The organism is Nocardioides renjunii, from assembly GCF_034661175.1.
Taxonomy (GTDB): Bacteria; Actinomycetota; Actinomycetes; order Propionibacteriales; family Nocardioidaceae; genus Nocardioides; species Nocardioides renjunii.
Genome location: NZ_CP141058.1, coordinates 1,144,492 through 1,169,483, shown reverse-complemented (window position 1 = coordinate 1,169,483; position 24,992 = coordinate 1,144,492). Strand labels below are relative to the sequence as shown.

Annotated in this window: 24 protein-coding genes; 8 read left to right on the top strand and 16 right to left on the bottom strand. The window is 73.6% G+C overall.

All coding sequences use genetic code 11. From position 1 onward, the window contains the following. Positions 1-5: 5 nt before the first annotated feature. From SHK17_RS05530 to SHK17_RS05490, 9 genes are all read right to left on the bottom strand, one after another. Positions 6-1,241 carry a winged helix-turn-helix domain-containing protein gene (locus SHK17_RS05530; RefSeq protein ID WP_322921371.1) on the bottom strand — a complete coding sequence of 412 codons (1,236 nt, stop codon included), beginning with the start codon at positions 1,239-1,241 and terminating at the stop codon, positions 6-8. 57 nt (positions 1,242-1,298) lie between these two features. Beyond that, positions 1,299-1,973, bottom strand: coding sequence for a response regulator transcription factor (locus SHK17_RS05525; protein WP_322424735.1), 675 nt, complete (start codon positions 1,971-1,973; stop codon positions 1,299-1,301). A 65-nt stretch (positions 1,974-2,038) separates the two neighbouring features. Further along, positions 2,039-2,704, bottom strand: a complete 666-nt coding sequence (gene hpf, locus SHK17_RS05520; RefSeq protein ID WP_322921369.1) for a ribosome hibernation-promoting factor, HPF/YfiA family — start codon at positions 2,702-2,704, stop codon at positions 2,039-2,041. Positions 2,705-3,134: 430 nt separating this feature from the next. Continuing rightward, positions 3,135-3,869, bottom strand: coding sequence for a ComF family protein (locus tag SHK17_RS05515; RefSeq protein ID WP_322921367.1), 735 nt, complete (start codon positions 3,867-3,869; stop codon positions 3,135-3,137). 65 nt (positions 3,870-3,934) lie between these two features. Then, positions 3,935-5,686, bottom strand: coding sequence for an LpqB family beta-propeller domain-containing protein (locus SHK17_RS05510; protein WP_322921365.1), 1,752 nt, complete (start codon positions 5,684-5,686; stop codon positions 3,935-3,937). Then, positions 5,683-7,314 (bottom strand): MtrAB system histidine kinase MtrB, encoded by a 1,632-nt coding sequence (gene mtrB, locus SHK17_RS05505; protein ID WP_172270423.1) that lies wholly within the window; start codon positions 7,312-7,314, stop codon positions 5,683-5,685. The genes SHK17_RS05510 and mtrB overlap by 4 nt, the downstream gene beginning before the upstream one ends. 16 nt (positions 7,315-7,330) lie before the next feature. Then, positions 7,331-8,029 carry an MtrAB system response regulator MtrA gene (gene mtrA / locus SHK17_RS05500; protein ID WP_172270421.1) on the bottom strand — a complete coding sequence of 233 codons (699 nt, stop codon included), beginning with the start codon at positions 8,027-8,029 and terminating at the stop codon, positions 7,331-7,333. A gap of 49 nt (positions 8,030-8,078) precedes the next feature. Beyond that, positions 8,079-9,536: an adenosylhomocysteinase gene (ahcY, locus tag SHK17_RS05495; protein ID WP_172270419.1), complete on the bottom strand. Its 1,458-nt coding sequence runs from the start codon at positions 9,534-9,536 to the stop codon at positions 8,079-8,081. A 95-nt stretch (positions 9,537-9,631) separates the two neighbouring features. Continuing rightward, on the bottom strand, positions 9,632-10,801 hold the full coding sequence (locus tag SHK17_RS05490) for a DUF808 domain-containing protein (RefSeq protein WP_322921362.1): 1,170 nt from the start codon (positions 10,799-10,801) through the stop codon (positions 9,632-9,634). 143 nt (positions 10,802-10,944) lie between these two features. Between SHK17_RS05490 and SHK17_RS05485 the strand changes: the two genes are divergently transcribed. Continuing rightward, a complete protein-coding gene (locus SHK17_RS05485) occupies positions 10,945-11,631 on the top strand; it encodes an isochorismatase family protein (protein WP_322921360.1) in 687 nt (228 codons plus the stop codon). 5 nt (positions 11,632-11,636) lie between these two features. Here the strand turns inward: SHK17_RS05485 and SHK17_RS05480 are convergent, their stop codons facing one another. Continuing rightward, a complete protein-coding gene (locus tag SHK17_RS05480; RefSeq protein WP_322921358.1) occupies positions 11,637-12,119 on the bottom strand; it encodes a GNAT family N-acetyltransferase in 483 nt (160 codons plus the stop codon). A 209-nt stretch (positions 12,120-12,328) separates the two neighbouring features. Between SHK17_RS05480 and SHK17_RS05475 the strand changes: the two genes are divergently transcribed. The 4 genes from SHK17_RS05475 to SHK17_RS05460 all read left to right on the top strand — a co-directional run bounded on the left by SHK17_RS05475 (position 12,329) and on the right by SHK17_RS05460 (position 16,046). After that, positions 12,329-13,762 (top strand): HNH endonuclease signature motif containing protein, encoded by a 1,434-nt coding sequence (locus SHK17_RS05475; protein ID WP_322921356.1) that lies wholly within the window; start codon positions 12,329-12,331, stop codon positions 13,760-13,762. A gap of 248 nt (positions 13,763-14,010) precedes the next feature. Then, on the top strand, positions 14,011-14,775 hold the full coding sequence (locus SHK17_RS05470; RefSeq protein ID WP_322921354.1) for a class I SAM-dependent methyltransferase: 765 nt from the start codon (positions 14,011-14,013) through the stop codon (positions 14,773-14,775). Next, the gene (locus tag SHK17_RS05465; RefSeq protein ID WP_322921352.1) at positions 14,772-15,536 is read left to right on the top strand and encodes an HIT domain-containing protein; all 765 of its coding nucleotides are present in this window, start codon (positions 14,772-14,774) and stop codon (positions 15,534-15,536) included. The genes SHK17_RS05470 and SHK17_RS05465 overlap by 4 nt, the downstream gene beginning before the upstream one ends. Before the next feature lie 3 nt (positions 15,537-15,539). Then, positions 15,540-16,046: a GNAT family N-acetyltransferase gene (locus SHK17_RS05460; protein WP_322921350.1), complete on the top strand. Its 507-nt coding sequence runs from the start codon at positions 15,540-15,542 to the stop codon at positions 16,044-16,046. Between the two features lie 9 nt (positions 16,047-16,055). On the opposite strand, the gene SHK17_RS05455 is transcribed toward SHK17_RS05460, so the two are convergent. Genes SHK17_RS05455 through SHK17_RS05445 form a run of 3 tightly spaced genes read right to left on the bottom strand, consistent with a single transcriptional unit; the run spans position 16,056 to position 17,655 of the window. Then, on the bottom strand, positions 16,056-17,087 hold the full coding sequence (locus SHK17_RS05455; protein ID WP_172270407.1) for an SIS domain-containing protein: 1,032 nt from the start codon (positions 17,085-17,087) through the stop codon (positions 16,056-16,058). A gap of 10 nt (positions 17,088-17,097) precedes the next feature. Continuing rightward, entirely contained in the window at positions 17,098-17,262 is a 165-nt protein-coding gene (locus SHK17_RS05450; RefSeq protein WP_172270405.1) for a Trm112 family protein, read from the bottom strand. 30 nt (positions 17,263-17,292) lie between these two features. After that, entirely contained in the window at positions 17,293-17,655 is a 363-nt protein-coding gene (locus SHK17_RS05445) for a DUF3499 family protein (protein WP_172270403.1), read from the bottom strand. Positions 17,656-17,704: 49 nt separating this feature from the next. Here SHK17_RS05445 and SHK17_RS05440 point away from each other — a divergent pair, with 49 nt between their 5' ends. Further along, on the top strand, positions 17,705-18,157 hold the full coding sequence (locus SHK17_RS05440; protein ID WP_322424749.1) for a metallopeptidase family protein: 453 nt from the start codon (positions 17,705-17,707) through the stop codon (positions 18,155-18,157). A gap of 18 nt (positions 18,158-18,175) precedes the next feature. Here the strand turns inward: SHK17_RS05440 and SHK17_RS05435 are convergent, their stop codons facing one another. The 3 genes from SHK17_RS05435 to SHK17_RS05425 all read right to left on the bottom strand — a co-directional run bounded on the left by SHK17_RS05435 (position 18,176) and on the right by SHK17_RS05425 (position 22,828). Then, positions 18,176-19,588, bottom strand: a complete 1,413-nt coding sequence (locus SHK17_RS05435; RefSeq protein ID WP_322921347.1) for a DUF5719 family protein — start codon at positions 19,586-19,588, stop codon at positions 18,176-18,178. Continuing rightward, the gene (locus tag SHK17_RS05430; protein WP_322921345.1) at positions 19,581-22,505 is read right to left on the bottom strand and encodes a glycosyltransferase family 2 protein; all 2,925 of its coding nucleotides are present in this window, start codon (positions 22,503-22,505) and stop codon (positions 19,581-19,583) included. The genes SHK17_RS05435 and SHK17_RS05430 overlap by 8 nt, the downstream gene beginning before the upstream one ends. A gap of 65 nt (positions 22,506-22,570) precedes the next feature. After that, positions 22,571-22,828 (bottom strand): WhiB family transcriptional regulator, encoded by a 258-nt coding sequence (locus tag SHK17_RS05425; RefSeq protein ID WP_056605988.1) that lies wholly within the window; start codon positions 22,826-22,828, stop codon positions 22,571-22,573. Between the two features lie 122 nt (positions 22,829-22,950). Here SHK17_RS05425 and cofD point away from each other — a divergent pair, with 122 nt between their 5' ends. Together cofD and cofE are read left to right on the top strand one after the other, a co-directional pair. Beyond that, positions 22,951-23,994 (top strand): 2-phospho-L-lactate transferase, encoded by a 1,044-nt coding sequence (gene cofD, locus SHK17_RS05420; protein WP_322921342.1) that lies wholly within the window; start codon positions 22,951-22,953, stop codon positions 23,992-23,994. Then, complete coding sequence (gene cofE, locus SHK17_RS05415) at positions 23,991-24,902, top strand: coenzyme F420-0:L-glutamate ligase (protein WP_322921340.1); 912 nt, start codon at positions 23,991-23,993, stop codon at positions 24,900-24,902. Before cofD ends, cofE begins: the two co-directional genes overlap by 4 nt. Positions 24,903-24,992 lie beyond the last annotated feature (90 nt).

The following is a 24,992-nucleotide window of genomic DNA, read 5'->3' as shown; positions in this document are numbered from 1 at the left end:
TGTACCTACCGCTCCAACGCTCGACCCAATGCGTGCGACAGCGGCCCGGACAGGTTCCCGCGCTCGCCCACCGCCACGTCGTCGAGACCGAGCCAGCCGGCCAGTCGGCGCAGCTCGGCGGCGAGCTCCTCGGCGGTCCCCGGGGGCGCGGCCTCCTCGGCGAAGGCGCCGCGGACGAGCAGCACGCGGCCGGCCCGGTCGGCCTTGAGGTCCACCCGCGCGACCAGCCGGTCGCCCAGCAGGAAGGGCAGGACGTAGTAGCCGTGGAGCCGCTTCTCGGCCGGGACGTAGATCTCGATGCGGTAGAAGAAGTCGAACAGCGCCTCGGCCCGTCCGCGCTCCCACACGACGGGGTCGAACGGACTGAGCAGGGTGCGGGCCCCGACGCGTCGCGGGACCTTCGCGTCGCGGTGGAGGTAGGCCGGGCGCTTCCAGCCCTGCACCCGGACCGGCAGCAGCTCGCCGGACGCGACCAGCTCGTCGACCGCGACCCGGGTGCTGGCCCGGCCGGACGCGGGCTGCAGGCGCAGCCGGTAGTAGTCGGCGAGGCAGCTGGCGCTGGCGACACCGTGCGAGCGGGCGGCCAGGCGCACCAGCTCGGTCACCGCCTCCTGCGGCGTGGGCGTGGGGGCGGCGAGGACGTCGGCGGGCAGCACACGCTCGGGGAGGTCGTAGACCACCTCGAACTGGCTGGTGCGCCCGGCGATCGCGACGTCGCCGACGAGGAAGAGGTAGTCGAGGACCTTGCGCGCGTCCGACCAGTTCCAGCCCCAGTGCTCCCGGGTGCGCGGGCCGGTGCTGAACTCCTCCTCGAGGTCGCGCGCGGTGACCGGCCCCCGCTCGGCGACGGCCGCCAGGACGCGCGCCTCGAGCCCGGGGTCGGCGGCGACGAAGCCCCACTTGCCGCGCTCGGAGCGGTAGTGGTCCATGCGGTGCCGCATCAGAGGCCACAGCGCGACCGGCATCAGCGCCTGGACGTGCGCCCAGTACTCCACGAGGCGGCGCGGTCGCCGCTCGGCCGCGCGCCGCAGCAGGTCGACGTCGTAGGGGCCCATCCGCGAGTAGAGCGGCATGAAGTGGGCGCGCTGGAGGACGTTGACCGAGTCGACCTGGAGCACGCCGGTGCGCGAGACCGTGCGCTCGAGCGTGCGCATGGACGGGGTCGTGTGGGGCCGGTCGGTGAACCCCTGGGCGGCGAGCGCGATGCGGCGCGCCTGGAGCTTGCTGAGGGTCTCCGTCACGGGACGAACTCAACCAGAGGACGCCGACAGCCGCCCGGCCCCAGGGCCGGCGCTGGGTCAGGGCAGGTCGAGCAGCTTCTCGCGCATGGCGTACATGACGGCCTCCATGCGGGAGTGCAGCTGGAGCTTCTCCAAGATGTTGCGCACGTGGTTCTTCACCGTGTTCTCGGAGATGAAGAGCTCCTTGGCGACCTCACGGTTGTTGAGGCCCTTGGCCACCAGCCGGAGCACCTCGAGCTCGCGCTCGGTCAGGCGCAGCGCCGGACCCTGCTCGCGCTCAGGCTTGGACATCTGCTTGAACTCGTCGATCAGCTTGACCGCCATCGACGGGCTGATGAGCGACTGGCCCTCGTTGACGACGCGCACGGCCTGCGCGACCTCCTCGATGGAGGAGTCCTTGAGGAGGTAGCCCGAGGCGCCGTTCTTGACCGACTCGTAGAGGTCGGCCTCCTCGTCGGAGACCGTCAGCATGATGATCTTGGCCGAGGGCACGGCCTCCTTGATCGCGCGGCACGCCTCGACGCCCGTGCGCCGGGGCATGCGGACGTCGAGCAGGATCACGTCGGGAGCCGTCGAGACCGCGAGGTCCGTCGCGGTGATGCCGTCGGCGGCCTCACCCACGACCTCGATGTCGCTGTCGCCACCGAGGAGCATGATCAGCCCGCGGCGGAAGAGCTCTTGGTCGTCCACCACCAGGACGCGGACGGGTTCGGTCCCTGTTGCCTCGGTCACGCGCGCATCATGTCATGCGCGCGTGACCGGGGGCGCCTCACTGGGTCAGCGCTGGTCAGCGGTGCTCAGCGCTGGTCGACGGCGGCCACGTCGGGCGCCGTCGCGTCGTCCAGCTCGGCGACGTCGAGCGAGATCACGCCGTAGTCGTAGCCGCGGCGGCGGTAGACCACCGCGGGGCGCTCGCTCTCCTTGTCGACGAAGAGGTAGAAGTCGTGCCCGACCAGCTCCATCTCGTAGAGCGCCTGGTCGAGCGTCATGGGTGTGGCGCTGTGGGACTTCTCGCGCACCACCAGCGGTCCGTCGCCGGTCACGGTGATCGGACCGACCTTGCGCTCGATGACGGCGTCGTCGGGCTCGGCCGCCGAGTCCGGCACCTCGGGCATCCCCGCGAGGGCCTCGCCCACCGAGACGTGGGCATTGCGGCCCTTGTGCACCCGGCGCCGGTCGGCCGCGCGACGCATCTGCGCCTGCATCTTGTCGAGGGCCAGGTCCAGCGCGCCCATCTTGTCCTCGGCCGCCGCCTCGGCCCGGATGACCGGGCCCTTGGAGAAGGCGGTCAGCTCGACCTTGGTGGACCGGTCGTGCTGTCGGGGGTTCTTCTCGAGCTCCACCTCCACCTGGACCCGCATGATCCGGTGATCATGCTTCTCCAGACGGGTGAGCTTCTCGGACACGTGCTCGCGGAACCGGTCGGACACCTCGCAGTGCCGTCCCGTGACCACAACCTCCATGTGAACCTCCTCAACTAGCGAACGGTCCGCACCCCTCCATTTCGCCGCGGCGGCACACCCGCCGGGGCAGGGTGGGATGGAGCCCGCCCGGCCGACCTGGTCTTCGACCCCACAACCGCCTGCTGAAGCGTTCGCGACTTCTCCGTCACTACTGGCCTTCTCCCGGCCACCGACACATCTGGTGTCGGCGCAGAGGCAGGACTTACTTCTAAGCCGCACCGTGATCGTCCGACGGGCCCCGTGCTGCTGGGCAGCACCGCGCTCGTGGACTTACGTGGACCGTTTCGCCTGCGACTGGCATCGGCTAGCCACGGTTCGGATCGCGCGCCGCACCTCGCGGTGCCGCGCACACCCGTCCCCGTGACGCAACCACGGACCCGGGCGGACTCCATGCACCGACGCTAGCCCCTCCATGGCTGCGGGCCAACTGTCATGCCACCAGTCGGTCGCGTCCTGGCCCGTCGCTCCCGCCACGCCTGCGCGTGGCGGCGACCGCGGCGATCGCGAGCGGCCGCAGGCCGACCGCCTCGAGGGCGCGCTGCGCCTCACGCGCCGTCGCGCCGGTGGTCAGCACGTCGTCGCAGACCACCACGTGGCCCCGCGGCCAGCGGCGTGCCACGCGGGCCAGCGCCCGCGACGGGCAGTGCATCGAGCGGTGCACGTTGGCGGCCCGTCCGCCGGCGTCGAGGCCGGCCTGGTCGGCCGCCCCGCGCGAGACCAGCAGCGGCGCGGTGACGACCACCCGTCGGCGCTGCCCGCGCCGCAGCCGGGCGGCCGCGGCCCGCACCAGCGCGGCGGTCGCCTCGTAGCCGCGCTGCCGGCCGGCTCCCGGCCGGGAGGGCACGGGCACCAGCAGCAGCGGCTCGCGGCCAGGGTCCTCGAGGTCGCTCACGGCGGCGCGGACCGCCTCGGCCAGCAGCTCGCCGAGCACGCGCCGGTGGCTCCACTGGCCGCGGTCCTTGTGACCCACGACAAGCGCCCGCACGGCACCGTCGTAGGTCTCGGTGGCCCAGGGCACCACGAGGCCGTCGGGCACCGGCGTCGGCCAGGCGACCGCGGCCCGGCGCGACAGCGCGGTGCGGCAGCTCGGGCAGAGCATCCGCCCGGGCTCGTCGCACCCGACGCAGCGGCTGCCGAGGAACAGGTCGAGGGCCTCGTCGAGCACCCGCCCATGCCAGCAGGTGCGGCGCCGCGGACGCAACCGGTCGGCGTACGCCCTGTGGAGGGCGGTCAGCCCACGTAGGTCAGGGACGTGAGGCCGCGCGGCAGGTCGGGCACCGCGCGCTCCGGCGTGGTCAGGCTCAGGACGGCTCGACCGGCGAGTGCGTAGACCTCGCCGCCCTCCACCGGGGAGGAGACGAGGAGCCGGTTGGGACCGCGCAGGCGGGTGTTGCCGCCGGTCGTGATCTCCCCCGGCGCGCCGTCGACGGAGATGGTGTTGACCTGGGAGCCGGCCGTGATGTCCCTCAGCACCGAGATGGCGGTCGTGCTGCGCCAGGCGATGTCGCGGATGCGGGGGCTGCCCTCGTCCGGCAGCCACAGCGTGCGGAGCGAGGAGAAGCCGAGGATCGCGCCGGACGGGTCGTGGCGGACCCGCGACGAGACGACCTGGTCGCTCGTGCGCCCGCGCACGAGCGCGACCAGCCGGGTGCCGTCGCGCGAGACGAGCAGGTCGGTCACGGCCCGGCCGCTGATGCCGGGCACGGCGACGATGCGGGCGGAGCCGTCCACGACGACGATGACCCTGGCCCGGCCCGCGTTGCGGTCGAGGACCCACGTCCGGTCGCGGACGTCCCAGTGGGGATCCGCCAGGTCCACCCCGCCCACCACCGGCCGGGTCACCTCACCCGTGGGCGACTCGGTCGGCGCGACGAAGAGGTCCGAGCCCGTCCTGGAGACCGCCGCCACGCGCGACCCGTCGATGCTGACCCCGATGCCGCGCAGGGCGTAGCCCGGCTGGCCGAGCGGGCCGGAGGTCTCCTCGAACGCGCCGATGGTGCCGGACACGACGCGGTTCCATCCGAGGGCGAAGAGGTCGGGGCTCCTCGGGTCGCCGGTGGGGTCGTAGGCGCTGCCGACGTTGAGCCGGACCTGGGTCGATCCCCCCGAGCCGTTGAACGCCCGGTCGCCGATGCTGAGCTGCACGGCGTTGATCCGCTCCTCCTGGCGGAGCGTCCAGGCCAGCTGGGCGCGCATGAGGTCGGCGGTGGTCGCGTCGACGGCGTCGGGATCCCCCGAGAGGGCCACCTGGGCGATCCCGGACTCGATGGGGACGGAGAGCTCGAGGTCGGTGTCGGGTGGGAAGTAGGTGACCGCGACGTCCTGCAGCTCACCGCTGGGCGGCGTGAGCAGGCCCCGCACCAGCGAGGAGGCGAGCTGCTCGCCGCGCGGCACGTGGACCGGCTCCGGCACCAGCACCTGCGCCGAGGGGTCGAAGTAGTAGAGGGAGACGCGCTGGTACCAGTCGTCGAACCACGAGTCCGGCACGATCAGCGCGTTGGGCACCTCGCTGATGCGCCACTCACCGTCCTCCTGCACCATCCCGAGGACCAGCTGGCCGGCGGGCTGGATGCGCTGCCAGGCACCGCGGGCGTCGTAGAGGCTCACGTCGGCCAGCGGCACCTGGACCGTCATGTCGCCCACGACGGTGCCGAGGTCGGAGTACGTCATGACCTGCTGCTCCGGCGCCCAGGTCTCGGCCGCCTCGCGGGAGAGGAACTGGAGGGCGACCGTCTGGCTGATCGGCGTCGCCTTCATCGCCTCGAGGAACCCGGACACGATGTCGACCGGCGAGTCGCCGGCCTGCGGGGGGCGCGGGTCGAAGGAGATGCCGGGCACGTCGTCGGCGCCGGTGGTGACCGGCGGCTCCACGACCGGGCCCGACGTGGGCATCTGGACGCACGCCGCCAGCAGGGCGCACGTCACCACCGCCACCAGGGCGTTCACGACGGACCGCGAGCGGGTCGTGGGGCGCGTCGTCATGCGGTCTCCCGGGCGTCGTCGGGGACCAGCGGGAGCGGAGAGTGGCGCAGCTGGGTGCCGAGGGTGCGGGGCAGGGTCAGCCGGAACTGCGCACCCTCGCCCGGGCGTCCCCACGCCTGGAGCCAGCCGCCGTGCAGGTGGGTGTCCTCCAGCGAGATGGACAGGCCGAGACCGGTGCCGCCGCTGGTGCGGGCCCGGGCGGGGTCGGCGCGCCAGAACCGGTTGAAGACCATGGCGGACTCGCCGGGCCCCAGCCCGACGCCGTGGTCGCGGACCGCGATCGCGGCCGAGCGGCGGTCGGAGCCGACGAAGATCTCCACGTCGCGGCTCTCGGCGTGGTCGATGGCGTTGGTGACCAGGTTGCGCACGACCCGCTCCACGCGGCGTACGTCGGCCTCGGCGACGCAGGGCGTGCCGGGGTCGTGCAGCACGACGCGGGTGTCGCGCTGGGCGGCGAGGACGGACGTCATGTCGACGACCCGTCGGGCGACGTCCACGAGGTCGACGTCCTCGGCCTCGAGCACGGCGGCGCCGGCGTCGAAGCGGCTGATCTCCAGGAGGTCGGCCAGGAGCGTCTCGAAGCGGTCGAGCTCCTTCTGGAGCAGCTCGGCCGCCCGGCCGGTGACCGGGTCGAGGAACGGCTTGGCGTCGTGGATGACGTCGCTGGCCATCCGCACCGTCGTGATCGGCGTGCGCAGCTCGTGGGAGACGTCGGAGACGAACCGGCGCTGGAGGCGGCTGAGCTCCTCGAGCTGGCGGATCTGCTTCTGCAGGTTGGAGGCCATCTGGTTGAACGACGTCGCCAACCGGGCCAGGTCGTCCTCGCCGCGCACGCGCAGGCGCTCCTGGAGCTGGCCCGCCGCGAGCCGCTCGGCCACGCGGCGCGCCATCCGGATCGGGGTGACCACCTGGCGGGTGACCAGCCAGGTGAGGCCGGCGATGAGGAGCAGCAGCGGGACGGCCGCGACGAGCATCGCGCGGGAGACGAGCGCGAGGGTCTCCTGCTGCTCGGCGAGCGGGTAGAGGTAGTAGAGCGTGTAGGCGTTGTCGTCCGCCGGCAGCCGCACCTGGCTGCCGACCACGATGCCGGGCCCCTCCGGCAGGCCGGTCACCTCCCGCGAGGTCCTGATGTCGGTGAAGGTCCAGGCGGTCGGCCTCACCGAGTCGAAGCGCGCCTCCATCGTCTCCGGGACGCTCGCCAGCTCGAGGCCCTCGGTGAACTTGGCGCCGCCGTCGGCGAGCCGGACGCCCTCGCTGATCGGCGGCGACAGGACGACACCGAAGCCGCGGGTCGCGCCGCGCGCCTGGATGAGCTCGACGAGGGCCTGCTGCTGGGCCGACTCGTCGGCGTCGAGGACGGGGATCGCGGCCAGCGCCGCGCGCGCCGTCTCGGTCTCGCTCTCGGCCTCCTGGACCACCGCGTCGACCCGGTTCTCCAGGAGCCCGTCGCGCGTCTGCTGGATGAGGAACCAGCCGACCACCCCGACGACGGCGGCCGAGAGGAGCACCGTGCTGACCACGACCCGCGCCTGCACCGAGCGCCGCCAGAAGGCGGGGCCGTGGCGCAGCACCGCCGGCACGCGGTCGAGGAGGCGTCGGGGCCCCGAGGAGCCCGCTGGGCTGGTCATGGTGTCCTCTGGTCCGTCAGGACTTGCCGGCCTTGTAGCCGACGCCGCGCACGGTCACCACGACCTCGGGGTTCTCCGGGTCGTGCTCGACCTTGGAGCGCAGTCGCTGGACGTGCACGTTGACCAGCCGGGTGTCGGCGCTGTGCCGGTAGCCCCAGACCTGCTCGAGCAGCACCTCGCGGGTGAAGACCTGCCACGGCTTGCGCGCCAGGCACACGAGCAGGTCGAACTCGAGCGGCGTCAGGTTGATCGGGGCACCGGCGCGGGTGACGGAGTGGCCTGCGACGTCGATGGCGATGTCGCCGATCGTGAGGCCCTCGTCCAGCGTGACGTCGTTGCGCCGCATGCGGGCGCGGATCCGGGCGACGAGCTCCTTGGGCTTGAAGGGCTTGACGATGTAGTCGTCGGCCCCGGACTCGAGGCCGACGACCACGTCGATGGTGTCGCCCTTCGCCGTGAGCATCACGATCGGCACGCCCGACTCGGCGCGGATCTCCTTGCAGACGTCGATGCCGTCCTTGCCGGGCAGCATCAGGTCGAGGAGGACCAGGTCGGGCTTGTAGTCCCGGAACGCATCCAGGGCCACGTCACCGCGGCCCACGATCCGGCTGTCGAACCCCTCCTGGCGGAGGACGATGGAGAGCATCTCCGCCAGGGAGGCGTCGTCGTCGACGACGAGCACGCTGCCGCGCGCGGGTTCGGCGAGGTCGTTCATGGCGCCAGTGTAGGGACAGCCCCCGCGACCGGAGGCCGTACGCAACTGGTCAGTAGCGGTAGTGGTCCGACTTGTAGGGACCCTCCACGTCGACGCCGAGGTAGGCGGCCTGCTCCTTGGTGAGCTCGGTCAGCTCGACACCGAGGGCGTCGAGGTGCAGGCGGGCCACCTCCTCGTCGAGGTGCTTGGGCAGGACGTGGACACCGAGCTCGTACTCGTCGGCCTTGGTGAACAGCTCGATCTGCGCCAGCACCTGGTTGGTGAAGGAGTTCGACATCACGAACGACGGGTGGCCGGTGGCGTTGCCCAGGTTCAGCAGGCGGCCCTCGGACAGCACGATGATCTTCTTGCTCGGCTTGTCCTCGGTCGCTGGGAAGATCCACTGGTGGACCTGCGGCTTGATCTCGTCCTTGACGATGCCGGGGATCCTGGCGAGGCCCGCCATGTTGATCTCGTTGTCGAAGTGACCGATGTTGCCGACGATCGCCTGGTGCTTCATCTTGTGGAAGTGTTCGACGGTGATGATGTCGAAGTTGCCGGTCGTGGTGATGAAGATGTCGGCCGTCTCCACGACGGACTCGAGGCGCTTGACCTCGTAGCCGTCCATGGCCGCCTGCAGCGCGCAGATCGGGTCGATCTCGGTGACGATGACGCGAGCACCCTGGCCGCGCAGCGACTCCGCGGAGCCCTTGCCCACGTCGCCGTAGCCGCAGACGACGGCGACCTTGCCGCCGATCATCACGTCGGTGGCACGGTTGAGGCCGTCGATCAGCGAGTGGCGGCAGCCGTACTTGTTGTCGAACTTGGACTTGGTGACCGAGTCGTTGACGTTGATCGCCGGGAAGAGCAGCGTGCCCTCGCGGAAGCGGTCGTAGAGGCGGAGGACGCCGGTGGTGGTCTCCTCGGAGACGCCCCTGATGCCCTTCGAGATCTCGGTCCAGTGCTGCGGCTTGCTCTCGACGGAGCGGGCCAGCACGCGCAGCACCTCCTTGAACTCCTCGTTGTCGGTGCTGTCCTGCGACGGCACGACGCCGGTCTTCTCGAACTCGACGCCGAGGTGCAGCAGCATCGTGATGTCGCCACCGTCGTCGAGGAGGACGTTGGGGCCGATGACGTTGCCGTCGGCGTCGGTGAAGTCGAAGACCTTCTCGGCCTCGTCCCAGTACTCGGCCAGCGACTCGCCCTTCCAGGCGAAGACGGGCGTGCCCTGCGGGGCGTCGGCGGTGCCGTCGCGGCCCACGACCACGGCCGCGGCGGCGTGGTCCTGCGTCGAGAAGATGTTGCACGTGGCCCAGCGGACGTCGGCACCGAGGTGCACGAGGGTCTCGATGAGCACGGCGGTCTGGATCGTCATGTGCAGCGAGCCGGCGACGCGGGCGCCCTTGAGGGGCTGGTCCTTGCCGTAGCGCTCGCGCATGGCCATGAGGCCGGGCATCTCGTGCTCGGCGAGCTCGATCTCCTTGCGGCCGTAGGCGGCGAGGGTGAGGTCAGCGACCTTGAAGTCCATGTGGTTGTCTCCCGGATTCGGTGGAGGCCGTCTGCGCCGCACATCTGTGCATCGTCGGGATCTCCCGCGCGGACCAGAAGAGCGTAGGACCGGGCTCAGCGATTCGGGGAATCCTCGGCGGTCGCCCCTCCGGGCTGCTCACCGGCGTGCTCGTCGGCGTGCTCATCGGTGTGGTCCGCCCCGTGCTCGGCCCCGTGCTCGGCCCCGTGCTCGGCCCCGTTCTCGGCCCCGTTCTCGGACGCGTGCTCCGACCCGTGCTCCGACCCGTGGCCGCCGCCGATCCCGAAGGCGTGGAGGACCGCCAGGACGATGCCACCGACGAACAGTCCGACGAGGGCGGAGACGACCGTGTTGAGCAGCCACCCGACCAGGCCGCCGAGCGCCCCGCCGATGGCGTGGTGCACGTCCTCCTCCCAGTGGTGCAGGAGGTCGTACGGCGCGTGCAGGGCGTCGCCGACCGCGGTGCCCTCGAGGAGGCCGTCGTGGCCGCCGATCTCGTAGAGGCTGATGAGGAAGATGTGGCCGCCGACCCAGAGCATGGCGAGGGTGCCGATGAAGGAGATCGCGGCGAGCAGGCGGGGCATCGCGGAGACGAGCGCCAGCCCGACGCGCTGCGAGCCCTTGGACGGCTTCTCGGCGAGGTGGAGGCCGACGTCGTCCATCTTCACGATCAGCGCGACGACGCCGTAGACGAGGACGGTGATCAGGACCGCCACCACGCCCAGCACGATGGCGCGCATCCAGATGCTCGCGTCGGGGTCGGAGCTCACCACCTCCTTGAGCGCGATGACCATGATCTCGGCGCTGAGGATGAAGTCGGTGCGGATGGCCTGCGAGATGGTGCGGGCCTCGTGCTCGGGGGTCAGCTCGCCGTGCGGGGCGATGTCCTCCTCGGCCTCCGTCGCGTGGCCGGTCACGCGTTCGTAGACCTTGTGGGCGCCCTCGTAGGCGAGGAACCCACCACCGAAGATGAGGATCACCGGGAGCAGCCAGGGCAGGAACTGCCCCAGCAGCACGGCGGCCGGGAGGATGAAGAGCAGCTTGTTGCGCAGCGAGCCGATCGCGATCTTCTTGATGATCGGCAGCTCGCGGGCGGCGGCGGACCCGTGGAGGTACTGCGGCGTCACGGCCGTGTCGTCGACCACGACGCCGGCGGCCTTGGCGCTCGCGCGGGCCGCGGCGGCACCCACGTCGTCCACGCTGGCGGCGGCGATGCGCGCGAGTGCGGCGACGTCGTCGAGGAGGGCGAACAGTCCGCCGGCCATGGGCGATCCTTCGGGTCGTGGGTCGGGTGGGGTCCAACAGGTCGTGCTGCAGCCTATCGGCGCCGCGTCTGCCACACTCCGTGCCCATGTCGGGGGTCTCGATGCGCGACCCAGCCCACCATCGGCGGCAATAGCCTCGCCCGGTGACCCCGCCACCGGACCTCGACGACGTCGCCGACCACGCCTGGCTCGTCGAGGAGCGCGAGTACGCGCGGCACGAGGCCCGCCGGGGCCGGCGGCACGCGTACGAGCACCTCGACGCGCGTCGAACCGCGCTCGTCGTCGTGGACATCGTGCCGTTCTTCGTGCGCGAGTCGGCGTACGTGCGCGGCATCGTGCCCCGCGTCAACGCCCTGGCGGCGGCCCTGCGTGGCGCCGGCGGCGTGGTGGCGTGGGTGGTGCCCGGCTACACCGAGCCGACGGCGAAGGACCGCGAGTTCTTCGGCGACGAGGTGGCCGAGGCCTACGCGCGCTCTGGCGGCGAGGGACCGGTGGCCTCGCGACTGCACGACGGCCTCGACGTCGACGCGTCCGACCTCGCCGTGGCGAAGACCATGCGGGGCGCCTGGTCCCCCGGCTCGGTGCTGCCCGAGCTGCTCACGACCAGCGGGATCGACACGGTGGTCGTGACCGGCACCGTCACCAACGTCTGCGTCGAGGACACCGTCAGGGGCGCGAGCTCGGCGGGCCTGCGGGTCATCCTCGTCGCCGACGCGTGCGCGGCGATGCGCGACCGGGACCACAACGCCACGCTGCACGTCGTGCACCGGTCCTACGGCGACGTCCGCTCGACCGACGACGTGCTGGGCTTGTTGGCTGCCGCGCGCTGAGCCGCTCAGCCGGCGAGCTCGTAGGTGAGGAGCTCCGCGTACGGCGGCAGGGTGCCGCGGCCGCGCTCCCCGGTCGGGCGCCAGCCGAGCTTCTCCCAGAACCGCCGACCCCGGGCATTGCCCGCGTAGACCCGCAGCCAGGGACGCTGCACACCGCCCGCCCGCATCACCTCGAGCAGCTCGTCCTGCGCCGCGGCCGCGACACCTGTCCCCCACTGCTCGACCTCGACGCCGAAGTGCACGACCTCGTCGCCGCGTACGGCCGCGAACCCGACGACCCGGTCGTGCCGGACGATGACGAAGCAGGACGTGGCGGCATCCTCGATCTCGGCGAGCCAGCGGTCCGCGATCGTCTGCCGTGGGAACGGGTGGAGGTCCTGCGGGAACACCTCCGACAGCCCAGCCACCGCCGCCGGCTCCTGGCCCGCGAGCACCGCCGGGACGTCCTCGGGACGCATCTCGCGGAGGAGCGGGGCGGCTGGCGGCATGCTGGAGGTATAGCGGATCGGGGGTGGGCTGGCGAAGTGGAGCAGGCGGCAGCTCTGCGGGTCTAGCAGCCGAGCGAGGCACGAGCCCGGCGTATCGAGGCCACCTGCCCTCGGTGGTCGAGTAGCCGAGGAACGAGGCGTATCGAGACCCTTCCATCGGCTTGCGCAAGCACTGTCCGCTGTCGGTGGTCGTCCGTAGAATCGAACACATGATCGAGACGCTGGCAGCGGCACCCGGAGCAGAGGTCGAGGCCCTCTCGGCCTCCGCGCTGCTGGCGCTCGCCCGCGACCGCAAGGCCGCCGAGCACCGCGCGGCAGCGGACGTGCTGGAGGTGGCCGCCCGCTGGGCCGACCTGCACCCGCCGGAGTCGATCCACACCGCCGCTACCTTCGGCGACGGTGGCCGCTACGGCCTCGAGCACGAGGAGCCGATCGCCGGCGAGGGTTGCCCGGCGGTGGCGGAGTTCTGCATCGCCGAGCTCGGCACCGTCCTCGGCATCTCCTCTACCGCAGCGAAGCGGCTCATCGGGCACGCGCTCGAGCTGCGGCACCGCCTGCCTCGGCTGTGGGCGCAGGTCCACGCCGGTGCGGTGCCGGCCTGGCGGGCTCGGACCGTCGCGGAGGCCACGATCCACGCCACCCCGTCCCTCACCGTCGAGGCGGCGCGGTGGGTCGACACCCAGGTCGCGGCCGTCGCCGGCCGGGTCGGACCCGCGCAGCTCGACCGCCTTGTCGCCGAGACCATCAAGCGCCACCACCTCGACACCCACGACCCCGCGACTGATCCCGAGGACGGGTGGCAGCACGTCGACCCGCGCCACGCGACGGTGCACGACCAGGACGTGCATTACGCCGGGACCATGCGGTTCGAGGCCGAGCTCGACATCGCCGACGCCCTCGACCTCGACCGGGCCCTCGCCCACGGCGCCGAGACGCTGAAGGCCCTCGGCTCGGCAGCACCCTTGCACGCCCGCCGGTCGGCTGCGCTGGGCGACCTGGCCCGCACCCAGACCGCCCTCGACCTCCACGCTCAGGGCTCGACCGCCGCCACGGGCGAGGACGGGTTGCCGGTTGCGCGTGAGGTAGTGCTGCACGCCCACTTCCCGGCCAGCCTCGACGGGCACGACCGGCTCGACGGGCTGGACACCGTGTTCGGACCCACCGGCCGCCTCGAGGAGGGGCAACGGCTGGTGCTGCTCGAGCAGGTCAAGGACTGGTGCCGCGACTCTCGCACCAAGGTGACCGTCAAGCCGGTCATCGACCTCACCGCCGAGCTCACCGCACCCGGCTACGACATCCCCGACCGGATCCGCGAACAGGTGATCCTGCGCGACCGCACCTGTGTGTTCCCGTGGTGCACCCGACCCGCCCGGGGCTGCGACATCGACCACGTCGTCCCGTACGACCACGAAGCCGACACCGAGGGCCGTCCCCAGCCGGGGCCGACCGTGTCCTCGAACCTCGCCCCGGAGTGTCGCTGGCACCACCGCCTCAAGACCCATTCGGCCTGGCGCTACGACGTCACCGGACCCGGCGTCTACGAGTGGACGAGTCCGCACGGGCACCGCTACCGACGCGACCGCACCGGCACCACCCGGATCAACGGCTCTGCCGACGACCCCGCACCGCCCGGCCGACCATGACCCCGCCCCGCACCCCGCCGACCTGAACCACGGCGGGGCCACAGGCGCGTCTCCACACGGTCAGGCACGTGAACGTCACGACGGGCTCACGGGTCGACCAGCCCGCGTCGGCGCGTCGCCCGGCTCGCTGTGTGGCGTCACGTGGAGCTCCCGCTGAGGTGCACCGCCGCCGTCCGGCTCCCGCGAGCGGACCAGCCCTCGGCGAGATCGCGTGCACGACCACCCGACCGTCTCGTAGGTTCCCCACGATGCGAGACCCCGACGCCGCGTTCAGCGACCCGCGCCAAGCCGTCCTCCACGACGTCCTCGACGACGACCGATCGGACCTCGACGCCTACGTCGCACTGGTCGAGGACGTGCGGGCCCGGAGGATCGTCGACGTCGGGTGCGGGACCGGCAGCCTGGCGGTGCGCCTGGCTGCCCTGGGCCTCGACGTCGTCGGTGTCGACCCGGCCGGGGCGTCGCTCGACGTGGCGAGGAGCAAGCCGCAGGCCGAGCGGGTGACCTGGATCCATGGCGACGCCACCGACCTGAACGGACGGGTGGGCGGCGCCGACCTGGTGGTGATGACGGGCAACGTCGCCCAGGTGTTCGTCTCCGACGAGGACTGGGCGGCCACGCTGCGCAGCGTCGCGGCTGCGCTCCGGCCCGGTGGCTGGTTCGTCTTCGAGACCCGGCGACCCGAGGCCCGGGACTGGGAGACGTGGGACCTGCCGCCGACGTCCGTCCGGCTGGAGGACGGGCGTACGGCCGTGGTGACCCGCACGGTGACGCGGGTCGAGCCGCCGCTCGTCAGCTTCGAGAGCTCCGCCGCGATCGGACCCGACGTCCTGACCTCCACCTCCACCCTGCGCTTCCGGCCGCGCTCGGAGGTCGAGCACGACCTGCGAGCCCACGGCTTCGAGGTGGACGACGTACGTGAGGCGCCGGACCGTCCGGGCAAGGAGTACGTCTTCGTGTGTCGACGTGGAGGGGGCGATCGAGGGGACGATCGTGGGAGCCTCCCGGCATGACCCAGTCCTACGACGGCACCGACTTCTACTGCGACGTCGCGATCCCCCGGGCCGTGCCGCTCGACGTCGTCCACGAGGACGGGCTCGTGCTGGCCTACCACCACACCCGGCCCTTCTGGGACGTGCACGTGGTGGTCGTGCCCAAGCGGCACATCGCGTCGCTGACGACGGTCACGACGGAGGACGAGGCCGACGTACGCGCGCTGCTGCGGGTGGTGCAGCGCGTGGCGCGGCAGGTCGAGGAGGAGCACGGCGCGGCCGCGGTCCTGACGAACCTCGGGGCCTACCAGGACTCGCGGCACCTCCACGTGCACGTGCACTCCGGGCCGCAACGGTCGCAGGCGGCTGTCGGTCCCCCGCAGCACACTGGCGGCATGGACGCCGCCGCCCTGCTGACCCGCCTCGCCGAGGTCATCGACGCCCACGACTGGGACGCCTTGCCCGACCTGCTGCACCCCGAGTTCACCTGCCGGCTCGTGCACACCGGCGAGGTGTTCGACCGCGACGGCTGGGTGCGGCTCAACGCGGACTACCCCGGCTTCCAGCGCCTGCACGTCGAGGACCTCGTCGCCGGTGGCGACCGCGGTGATCGCGGCGTGCTGCGCGCGCGGGTCGTCGGCACGAGCGGGACCGGCGGGGAGCTGGTGTTCGCCGTGGCGAGCTTCGCCACGGTGCGCGACGGCCTGCTCTCCGAGCTGACCGAGGTGTGGACGAACGTCGACCAGCAGGCGCCCGAGGGCACCCGCCCCCGGCAGGGCTGAGGCGTGCTGCCCGAGCCGACCGCGCGGCTGCGGTTCCGCCCGATGACGATGGCCGACCTCGACGACGTCACCGCGCTGCTCACCGCACCCGACCCGGTGCCCGTGGACCGCCCGGCCCGGACCCCCGACGACGCGGTGCGGTGGATCGAGTGGCAGGAGCGCAACTACGCCGCGCACGACTTCGGCCTCTGGGTCGTCGAGACCCACGACGGCGTCTTCGTCGGCGACTGCGGGCTGACCGTGCAGGACGTCGAGGGCACCGCCGAGGTCGAGGTCGGCTACCACGTCCTGCCGGCGCTGCGCCGCCGTGGCTACGCCGTCGAGGCCGCGACGGCCGTGCGCGACTGCGCCGCCGCCCACGGCGTGACGCACCTCGTCGCCCTGGTCCGGCCCGACAACACTCCCTCGCAGGGCGTGGCCCGCGCGCTGGGCATGGAGGTCGAGCGGACGGCCTACGTCCACGGCGGCGACGCGCTGGTCTTCGGCTGCCGGCTGCCGCTGGGCTCGTGACCGCCCGCGTCAGTCGTCGACGAGCCCGACCCGGAGGTACTCCGCGGCGTAGGTCCCGGTGAGCAGGAGCGAGGCGTAGCGCGCGACCTCGGCGTCGGCGTCCGTCTCGAGCGTCTCGACGCGGACGCCGTGGCGGGCGGCCGCGGCCTTCAGCATGCCGGCCTGCTCGCGCACGACCGGGTCGTCGGCGCGGTCGTCGAGGACGAGCAGCAGCGGCCGGATCTCGGCCACCTCCTCGGCGAACGGGTCGGCGAACACGTCCTGGGGCCTGGTCGCCTCGATGACGGGCAGGAGGTGCTCGGCGTCGCCGGCGATCGCGGACCGCCCGCTGGTGCGCCGCAGCGACTCCGCGAGCCGTCGGGCCGCCCGCGCGGCGAGGACGGAGCCGCCCCACACGAGCGGGTTGGTGTCGGCCATGGCGATCGCCAGCATCTTCGCCGGGTTCACCGCGAGGTCGCGGTGGGGCGAGCAGCTGGTGGCCACCTCGTCGAGCGACTCGGCGACCGAGTCGGCGTCGGCCCGCGGGCCGAGGTGGACGTGCGCGAGGTAGTCGAGCATCACGACCGCGGTGGCGAGCTGGTCGCCGGTCACGGTCGGCAGCACGGTCACGTCGCGGCCGGCCGCGTGCTCGCCGACGAGGGACCGCTGCGGGCAGGCCACGACGACCTGCGCGCCGCGGCGTACGGCCTCGGCGACGGCAGACGCGGACCCGTGGTCGTTGCCCTCGGGTGCGAGCATGACGACGAGGTCCAGCGACCCCGCCCACCCCGGCAGCCCGGGGCTCGGCCACGCGACGAAGGGCACCGGGCACCACGGCTCGAGCACGGCGCGCAGCAGGCGTGAGTCGGGACCGGCGGCGATGACCGCGCGCGGGCGCTCGCCGTCGCGGCCACGGGCGATCAGCTCGGCGGTCGCGGTGGCCGCCTCGTGCGCCTCGCGGCGCACCCGCGACCCGCTCTCGGCGAGCGTGCGCAGCCGGAGGTCCACCGACTCCAGCACGCCGGGGTCGTCCAGGCGGGACTCGTCGAACCAGGTCGGCACGGCCGCGACCTCAGGCCGGCTTGCGGGCTTCGTCGACCAGGAGCACGGGGATGTCGTCGCGCACGGGGTAGGCGTTGCCGCACCCCTGGCACACGAGCTCCTCGGCCTCCTCGACCAGGGTGCCGTGGCAGGCCGGGCAGACGATGATGCTCAGCAGCTGCGGGTCGATGTTCACGCCGATGATCCTAGGGGGTGCGTGGACCGGTCAGTCAGTGGGCGTGAGCACGCGCAGGTGCCCGCGCTTCGCGCCCCGGGTCGGGTCGTCGGTGGAGTGGAGCGGTGCCGGCGCGGGAGCCGGGCGGGCCGCCTCGCGGACGGCGTCGGCCAGCGCGAGCAGGTCGTCGCTGCTCGGACCCTGGGCGCGCGGGTCGGGCGCCAGCCGGATGACCTCCCAGCCGCGCGGCGCCGAGAGCCGCTCGCTGTGGGTGTCGCAGAGGTCGTAGGCGTGGGGCTCGGCGTAGGTGGCGAGCGGACCCAGGACAGCGGTCTGGTCGGCGTAGACGTAGGTCAGCGTGTTGACCGCACCACGGCCACACGCCGTACGCGAACAACGACGGGCAGGACTCACGGCGCCGACGCTACCCGCCCCACGCACGAGCGGCGCTTAGGCTCGCGGCGTGGACGACGTCAGCACCCCGGCCGAGGCTCCCGGGACCCGGCGCAGGACCCGCGACCGCCGCGGTCGCGGGATGCGCGGACCGGGCATCCTGCCCCCGGAGCCCGGCACCCCGGTCGTGCGCACCGCGCGGCAGCGCTTCGACCAGCTCGTGCTCGACGTCGTCACACCGCTCGACGAGCGCTGGCAGCGCCACCTCGGGCTCGTGGAGTACGCCGTCGAGGACGCCCCGATGCTGCCCGACGACTGGGGCGACGAGACCGTGCCGCTGTCGTCCCTGGTGCGCGGCAAGGGCACCGACCCGACCCGGCTGGTGCTCTTCCGACGCCCCATCGAGCACCGCGCCACCAGCCGTGACGAGCTCGAGGCAATGGTGCACACGGTCGTGGTCGAGCAGCTCGCCGAGCTGCTGGGGCTCACGCCCGGGCAGGTCGACGAGCGCTACACCGACTGACGTCTCCCGGCGCCGGGCTCAGCGCCGTGCCGGTCGTACGTCCGGCACCTGGCTGGTCGTGACCAGCTGCGCCATCGGCAGCACGGACAGCCCGCGGTCGCTGACCTCCAGCGACACGACCGCCTCCGTCCGCTCGAGCGTCACCTGCGCCAGCACGGCCTCGTCGGGCATCCGGATGCGCGCCGCGGTGGCGGGCGCCAGCTCGACGCGCCGCTCCCGCACCACCGGGTCGCCGTCCTCGTCCCACGCCCGGAGGGTGAGGACGCCCGCTGCGGTCGCGCCGGCCACGACGAGGCGCTTCGCGCCGGCCGGCACCGCGACGGCCGTCTCGCTCGCCACCGCATCACCCGCCACGGCGAGCGCGAGGTCACCGTCGGTGCGGTTGCGCAGGGCGGCCGTGACCGGACCGGTCGCCTCCAGCCGCAGCGCCTGCACGCCGCGGGCCGTGCGGCCGCGCAGCACGCCGCCGAGGTCCACCTCGGTGACCGACGCCGGCGCCAGGGTCACCTCCTCGAAGCCCGACGGCGCGAACTCGCTCTCCTCGCTGACCAGCTCCAGCGCCACCCGCACCTGTGAGTCGCCCGGGTTGGCCAGCGTCAGCGTGCGGTCGGCCGGCGTCGTCCCGACGCCGAGGACGTACGACGTCGTGGCGGGCGCGGCCTGGCCGGGCAGCCACTCGCGCACCGGGCGGCCGCGGCCGACGGGGTCCAGCACGTCGACCACGCTCGCGCCGAGCCGGCCACGCGACACGAGGACCTGCATCGCGAGAGCGTCGCGGTTGGGCGCGACCTCGGACAGGTCGAAGGTGGCCGAGCCGCCCCCGGGCACGCGGACGCCGCGCAGGGCGGGGACGTCGACGACGCCGCTGCCGTCCCACACCGTCACGTCGGCGACGGCGGGTCCCCGGTCGGGGTTGACCAGCGTGAGGGTCGAGGCGTGCTCGGCCGACGCGCCGAGGCCGGTGAACCAGCGCTCCGGCTCCGGCGGGGCGCAGCCGACGGCCGACCCGGCGCCCGAGCGCGAGGCGACGAGGCCCGCGGCGAGGTCGCCGGTGGCGCCGACGACGACCGCGGACCGCTCGCGCCGGGAGGCGACGCCGTCGGTGAGTGCCTCGGTGTCCTCCTCGCGGCCCACGCGCAGGGTGAGGCTGCCGGACGCGAGGCCGGTGCTGCCGAGGCGCAGCTCGTCGGCGCCGGGCAGCCGGGCCGGGCACACGGCGGTCGACCGGTCGAGCGGTGCGCCGGCGGGGTCATGGGTCGTCGCGGGGGTCTCCGCGGGCCGGACCAGGGCGAGCGCCGCCACCGTGAGCAGCGGGATCAGCACGGCGAGCAGGGTCACCGGCGACGGGCGGCGGCTCGCCTCGGCGACGCGACGCCGGCCGCCCGCGGTGGACGTGGGAGCGGGCGCGGGACCGGGAGTGGGCTCAGACATCGCTCCCCCTCTCGCGGCGCTGCCGCACGGTCGGGGCGGCGAGGACCAGGGCGACCACGACGGCCAGCCCCTGCAGCACCATCAGCGCGGTGCGCCACCAGGACCGCGGCCGGTCGAGGGTGGTGGCGTCGAGCGGGCGGTCGACGCGCCAGGCCCGCATGCTGCGGTCCTCCGCGCTGGCCTGCTCGAGGCCGGCGGTGGCGTCGAGGAGGGACGACACCGAGCCGTCGGCCGGCGAGCTGAGGACGACGTACTCGACCCCGCGGTCGCCGAGCGCGGCGACCACGGCGGGGGTCGGCGAGGAGACGAGCGCCCGGACCTCCTCGGTCATCTCCTCGTCCTCGTCGGCGAGGGTCAGGATCTCGTCCTCGCCCACGGTGGTGCCGTCCTCGCGCCGGATCCGGTAGGTGATGCCGTCCTCCACCGAGCCGGAGAGCACGAGCACGCCGTGCTCCTCGCCGGTGAGCGAGCTCTGCTGCATGTAGACCGGCACCGTCTGCTCGGCCTCGCGGGCCATCGCGTTGTCGGGGGTGGTGAGCCACCAGCCGAGCCCGCCGAGCGGGACGGCGGCCGCCACGACCGCCAGCGCGGTGGCCAGCACGCGCTGCCAGACCGGGTGGTGCTCGTCGAGGCGGCGCAGGTAGGCGTCTGCGCCCAGCACGACCGCCACGACCGAGGTGCCCTGCAGGATGACCACGAAGAGGCCCAGGCTGGGTCGCGTGGTGACCGAGGGCAGGTCGAGGGTCACGTGCGAGAGGGCGCCGGAGACCACGGCGGCGGCCAGCGCGACGAGCCAGCAGATGACCACGGGCACGCGCGTACGCCGCGGCACGAGCGCGGCGAAGGCCAGCAGGCCGAGCACCACGCCGAGCCACCACGGCGCCCCGAGGTCGTTGAGCCGCCCGGTGACCAGGCCCTCGAAGGTGACCCGGTCGACCGTCAGCCGGCCGGCCTCCAGGAGCAGGCCCGCCGCGGACCCCGTGGTGAGCAGCGGCACCAGCCACGGCGCGAGCAGCACCGGCGTCGCCGCGACCGCCACCACCGGTGGTCCCCAGCTGTCCCGCTCCCGCAGGAGCCGTGGGGCGATGACGGCGGCGCCGCCGAGCACCACGGCGGTGGCGAGCAGGGCGAAGAGCCACAGTCCCGGCACGAAGGCAGCACCGAGGGCGAGGAGGAGCGCGGTGCGCCACGCGGCGCGCCAGCGGCGGTCGCGGTCGGGGTCGACGAAACCGAGCGCCGCGTGGGCGGCCCACGGCAGGAGCGCCGCCACGGCGACCGTGCCGAACCGTCCCTCGCTCCACGCGCCGGAGGTGACCGGCACCAGCGCGTAGGTGAGCGCTCCCCACACCACCAGCCAGCGCGGCAGTCCGAGCGGGTCCACGAGGTGCCCGACGACCTTGAGCAGGCGCCACGCGCCCCAGGCGGCCACGGGCACCGCCAGCAGCATCAGCGCGGAGACCACCGCGCCGGTGTGGCCGAGCAGCACCGAGGCGGCCGCCGCGAAGGGCAGGACGTAGGCCGGGGCGGGGACGTCGGTGCCGGTGCCGAGCGGGTGCCAGGTCGCGGTGTGCAGCCGCCACCAGTCCCCCGCCGCGGAGGGCACCGGGGACAGCGCGCCGCCCGTGATGGAGCCGAACGCCTCGCGCCCCGCGACCAGCGCGAGCACGCCGAACAGCACGAGCACCACGGCCACGGGGTTGGTGAAGAACCGGGCGACCAGCCCCGTGTCGGTGAGGTAGGCGTCCTCGTCGTCCTCGCCCGCGGACGCGGAGCTCCCACGCTCCTCGCGGCCGGTCGAGGCCTGGGGGTCCTTGGCCAGCCGTCGCCGCTCGGCCACGTCGGCGGCCTGGCTCGTCGCGGCGGAGGCCAGGTCGGTGACGAAGTCGAGGCCGTGGCGGTAGGGCAGCCACGTCGGCGCCAGCAGGCGGCGTACGTCGGACGGCTCGCCCTCGCGACGGCGGGCCCGTTCGCGCCGGGCGGCGAGCACGTGCCGGGGACGGCCGTGCACGGACAGCACGGCGGCCAGCTCGTCGAGCGCCTCCCCCACCGAGCGCACGGCGAGGAAGCCGAGCACCCGCAGCAGCGAGCCCGTGAAGAGCCGGACGTACTGCCAGGCGAAGCCGCGCGAGGACACGTTGGCCAACGAGGTGAACAGCGCGGCGCGCCGCTCCTGGTAGTGGGTGTGGCGCCCGGTGAGCGGGGTGCGGCGCACGCCGCGGTGTGCAGCCTCCGCGTGGAACACCACCGCCTGCGGCACCACCAGCGTGCGGTGGCCGGCCTGGGCGGCGCGCCAGCCGAAGTCGATGTCGTTGCCGAAGATCGGCAGCTCCTCGTCGAGGCCGCCGAGCGCCTCGAGGACGCGTCGTCGTACGAGCATGCCGGCGGTGTTGACCGCGAGGACCTCGCGCACGGCGTCGTGCTGGCCCTGGTCGTACTCGCCGCGCTCGAGGCCGGTCTCGCGCCGGCCCGTGCCGCTGATCGTGAGGCCGACCTCGAGGAGGCGGCGCAGCGAGGGCCACTCGCGGAGCTTGGGCCCGAGGACGGCGGCCTCGGGGTGCTCGTCCGCCGCGGCCAGCAGGGCGGCCAGCGCGGTCGGCTCGGGGTTGCTGTCGTCGTGGAGCAGCCACACCCATTCGTCGGGGCCCTCCCCCGCAGCCGCGGTCGGCACCATGCCGAGGCCGTGGCGCACGGCCGCGGGATAGCTCGTCGAGCCGGGGACGACGTCGAGGGCGACCTGCGGGCCGGCGGGACCGACGCGGTCGAGCGCCTCGCGGACGAGGGTGACGCTGTCGTCGCGGCTCGTAGTGTCGACGGCCACGACGCGGTCCACCGGGTGGGTCTGCCCGATCAGACCGGCGAGGACCGCCGGGAGCCACCGCGCCCCGTCATGGGTGACGAGGAGCGCTGTGACGGACACCGGAGCACCTTAGCGAGGGGCTCGGCACCGCCAAAAAGCCGCGGAGGGGGCGGCCGGGAGGTCGGTCAGACGGCGCGCTTCTTGAGCTTGCGGCGCTCGCGCTCGGAGAGCCCGCCCCAGATGCCGAAGCGCTCGTCGTTCATCAGGGCGTACTCGAGGCAGTCGTCGCGGACCTCGCACGTCAGGCAGACCTTCTTGGCCTCCCTGGTGGAGCCGCCCTTCTCGGGGAAGAACGCCTCCGGGTCCGTCTGCGCGCACAGGGCGCGGTCCTGCCAACCGAACTCCTCGCCCTCGGGCTCGAGGAGAAACAGTTCTGCTCTCATGGCTGACGCCCTTTCGACCCTTGTCCAGAACTGGATGACACTGTGGGAATTACATGCCTGTCGTACCCCGCAAGTCAAGCCCGGATCTGATATGGCCATTCCCCTTCCGGCAGGCTGTTCCTATGCCATCATCCGCGTCCACGCTCCGTCGCGTCACCGTCCTGTCCGGCGGTGTCGGCGGTGCCCGCTTCGTCCAGGGACTCCTCCACGGCCTGCGCTCGGGGGTCGTCCCGGGCGGCTCGGCCGCCACCGAGGTGACCGTCGTGGCCAACACCGCGGACGACTGGTGGATCCACGGGCTCAAGGTCTGCCCGGACCTCGACACGCTCATGTACACCCTCGGTGACGGGATCGACGTCGAGCGCGGCTGGGGCCGGCGCGACGAGACCTGGAGCGCGAGGACCGAGCTCGAGGCGTACGGAGTGGAGCCGACGTGGTTCGGCCTCGGCGACCGCGACATCGCCACCCACCTCGTGCGCACGCAGATGCTCGAGGCCGGCTTCGCGCTGTCGCAGGTGACCGAGGCGCTGTGCCGCCGCTGGCTCGCCGACGTCCACGGCGGCCTGGTCCGGCTGCTGCCCATGAGCGACGACCGCGTCGAGTCGCACATCGCCGTCGCGGACCCCGCCAGCCCGAGCGGCCGCCGGGTCATCCACTTCCAGGAGTACTGGGTGCGCCTGCGTGCGGAGGTGCCGGCCGAGGCGGTGCTCGTCGTCGGCCAGGACGCCGCGACGCCGGCGCCGGGCGTCCTCGACGCGATCGCGGGCGCCGACCTGGTGGTGCTGCCGCCGTCGAACCCGGTGGTCTCGGTCGGCACCATCCTCGGGGTCGCCGGGATCCGCGACGCCGTCCGCGCCACAGAGGCGCCGGTCGTCGGGGTCTCCCCCATCATCGGCGCCTCCCACGTCCACGGCATGGCGCGGCAGATGCTGACCAGCATCGGCGTGGAGGTCAGCGCCGGAGCCGTCGGCGAGCACTACGGCGCCCGGTCCCGCGGCGGCGTCCTCGACGGCTGGCTGGTCGACACCACGGACGCCGCGCACGTCGGGCGGCTCGAGGGGGCCGGCCTCCGGGCCCGCGCGGTGCCGCTGCTCATGACCGACCACGACGCCACCGCGGCGATGGCGGCCGAGGCCGTGGCGCTGGTGGCGGACGGGCCGGCATGACCGGCCCCGGTCGCCTCGAGGTGTGGGCACCCGACGGCCTTCCGGAGGTGCGGGCGGGCGACGACCTCGCCGGCCTCGTGCTGGCCGGACTGGCCGGCGGCGCCGACCTCGCTGACGGCGACATCCTCTGCGTGACCAGCAAGGTCGTGAGCAAGGCCGAGGGCCGCACCCGGGTCGGCGACCGCGAGGCGGCGATCGACGACGAGACCGAGCGGGTGGTGGCGCGACGCGGTGCCACCCGCATCGTGCGGCACCGGCTGGGGCTGACGATGGCGGCCGGCGGCGTCGACGCCTCCAACGTCGCGAGCGGCGTGGTCGTGCTGCTGCCGCTCGATCCCGACGCCTCCGCGCGCGAGCTGCGGGCCGAGGTGCACCGCCGCGCGGGGACCAACGTCGGCGTCGTCGTCACCGACACCGCCGGCCGGGCGTGGCGCGAGGGTCAGACCGACATCGCCGTGGGCGCCGCCGGGGTGGTCGTGGCCGAGGACTTCGCCGGCCGCACCGACACCCACGGCAACCCGCTCGCCGTCACGCTCCCGGCCGTGGCCGACGAGGTCGCCGGTGCCGCCGAGCTGGCCCAGGGCAAGCTCGGGCGCCGCCCCGTCGCGGTGGTCCGCGGCCGCGGCGACCTGGTGCTGCCGCCCGGCGAGGACGGCCCCGGCGCGCGGTCGCTGGTCCGCGCCGAGGGCGGTGACCTCTTCGGCTGGGGTGCCCGCGAGGCCGTCGTACGCGCGCTCGCCGGCGCCGAGGAGGACCGGGTGCCGTTCGGCCACCCCGCTCCGCCCGCGGAGCTCGCGGCCGCGCTCGACCGCCTCCCCGAACGCGCGGACCGCACGGCCGTCGCCGCGGTCTGCTTCGCCCACGGCTGGCGCACCGAGGACTGGGAGCGGGAGCGCCCCGAGGGCTGACCAGCGGGCCCGATGTGACCGTCGTGTGCGACGTCTCACCCCTGACTACGTAGACTCTGCCCGCGCAGCCCCGTCGTACCCCGATCACCC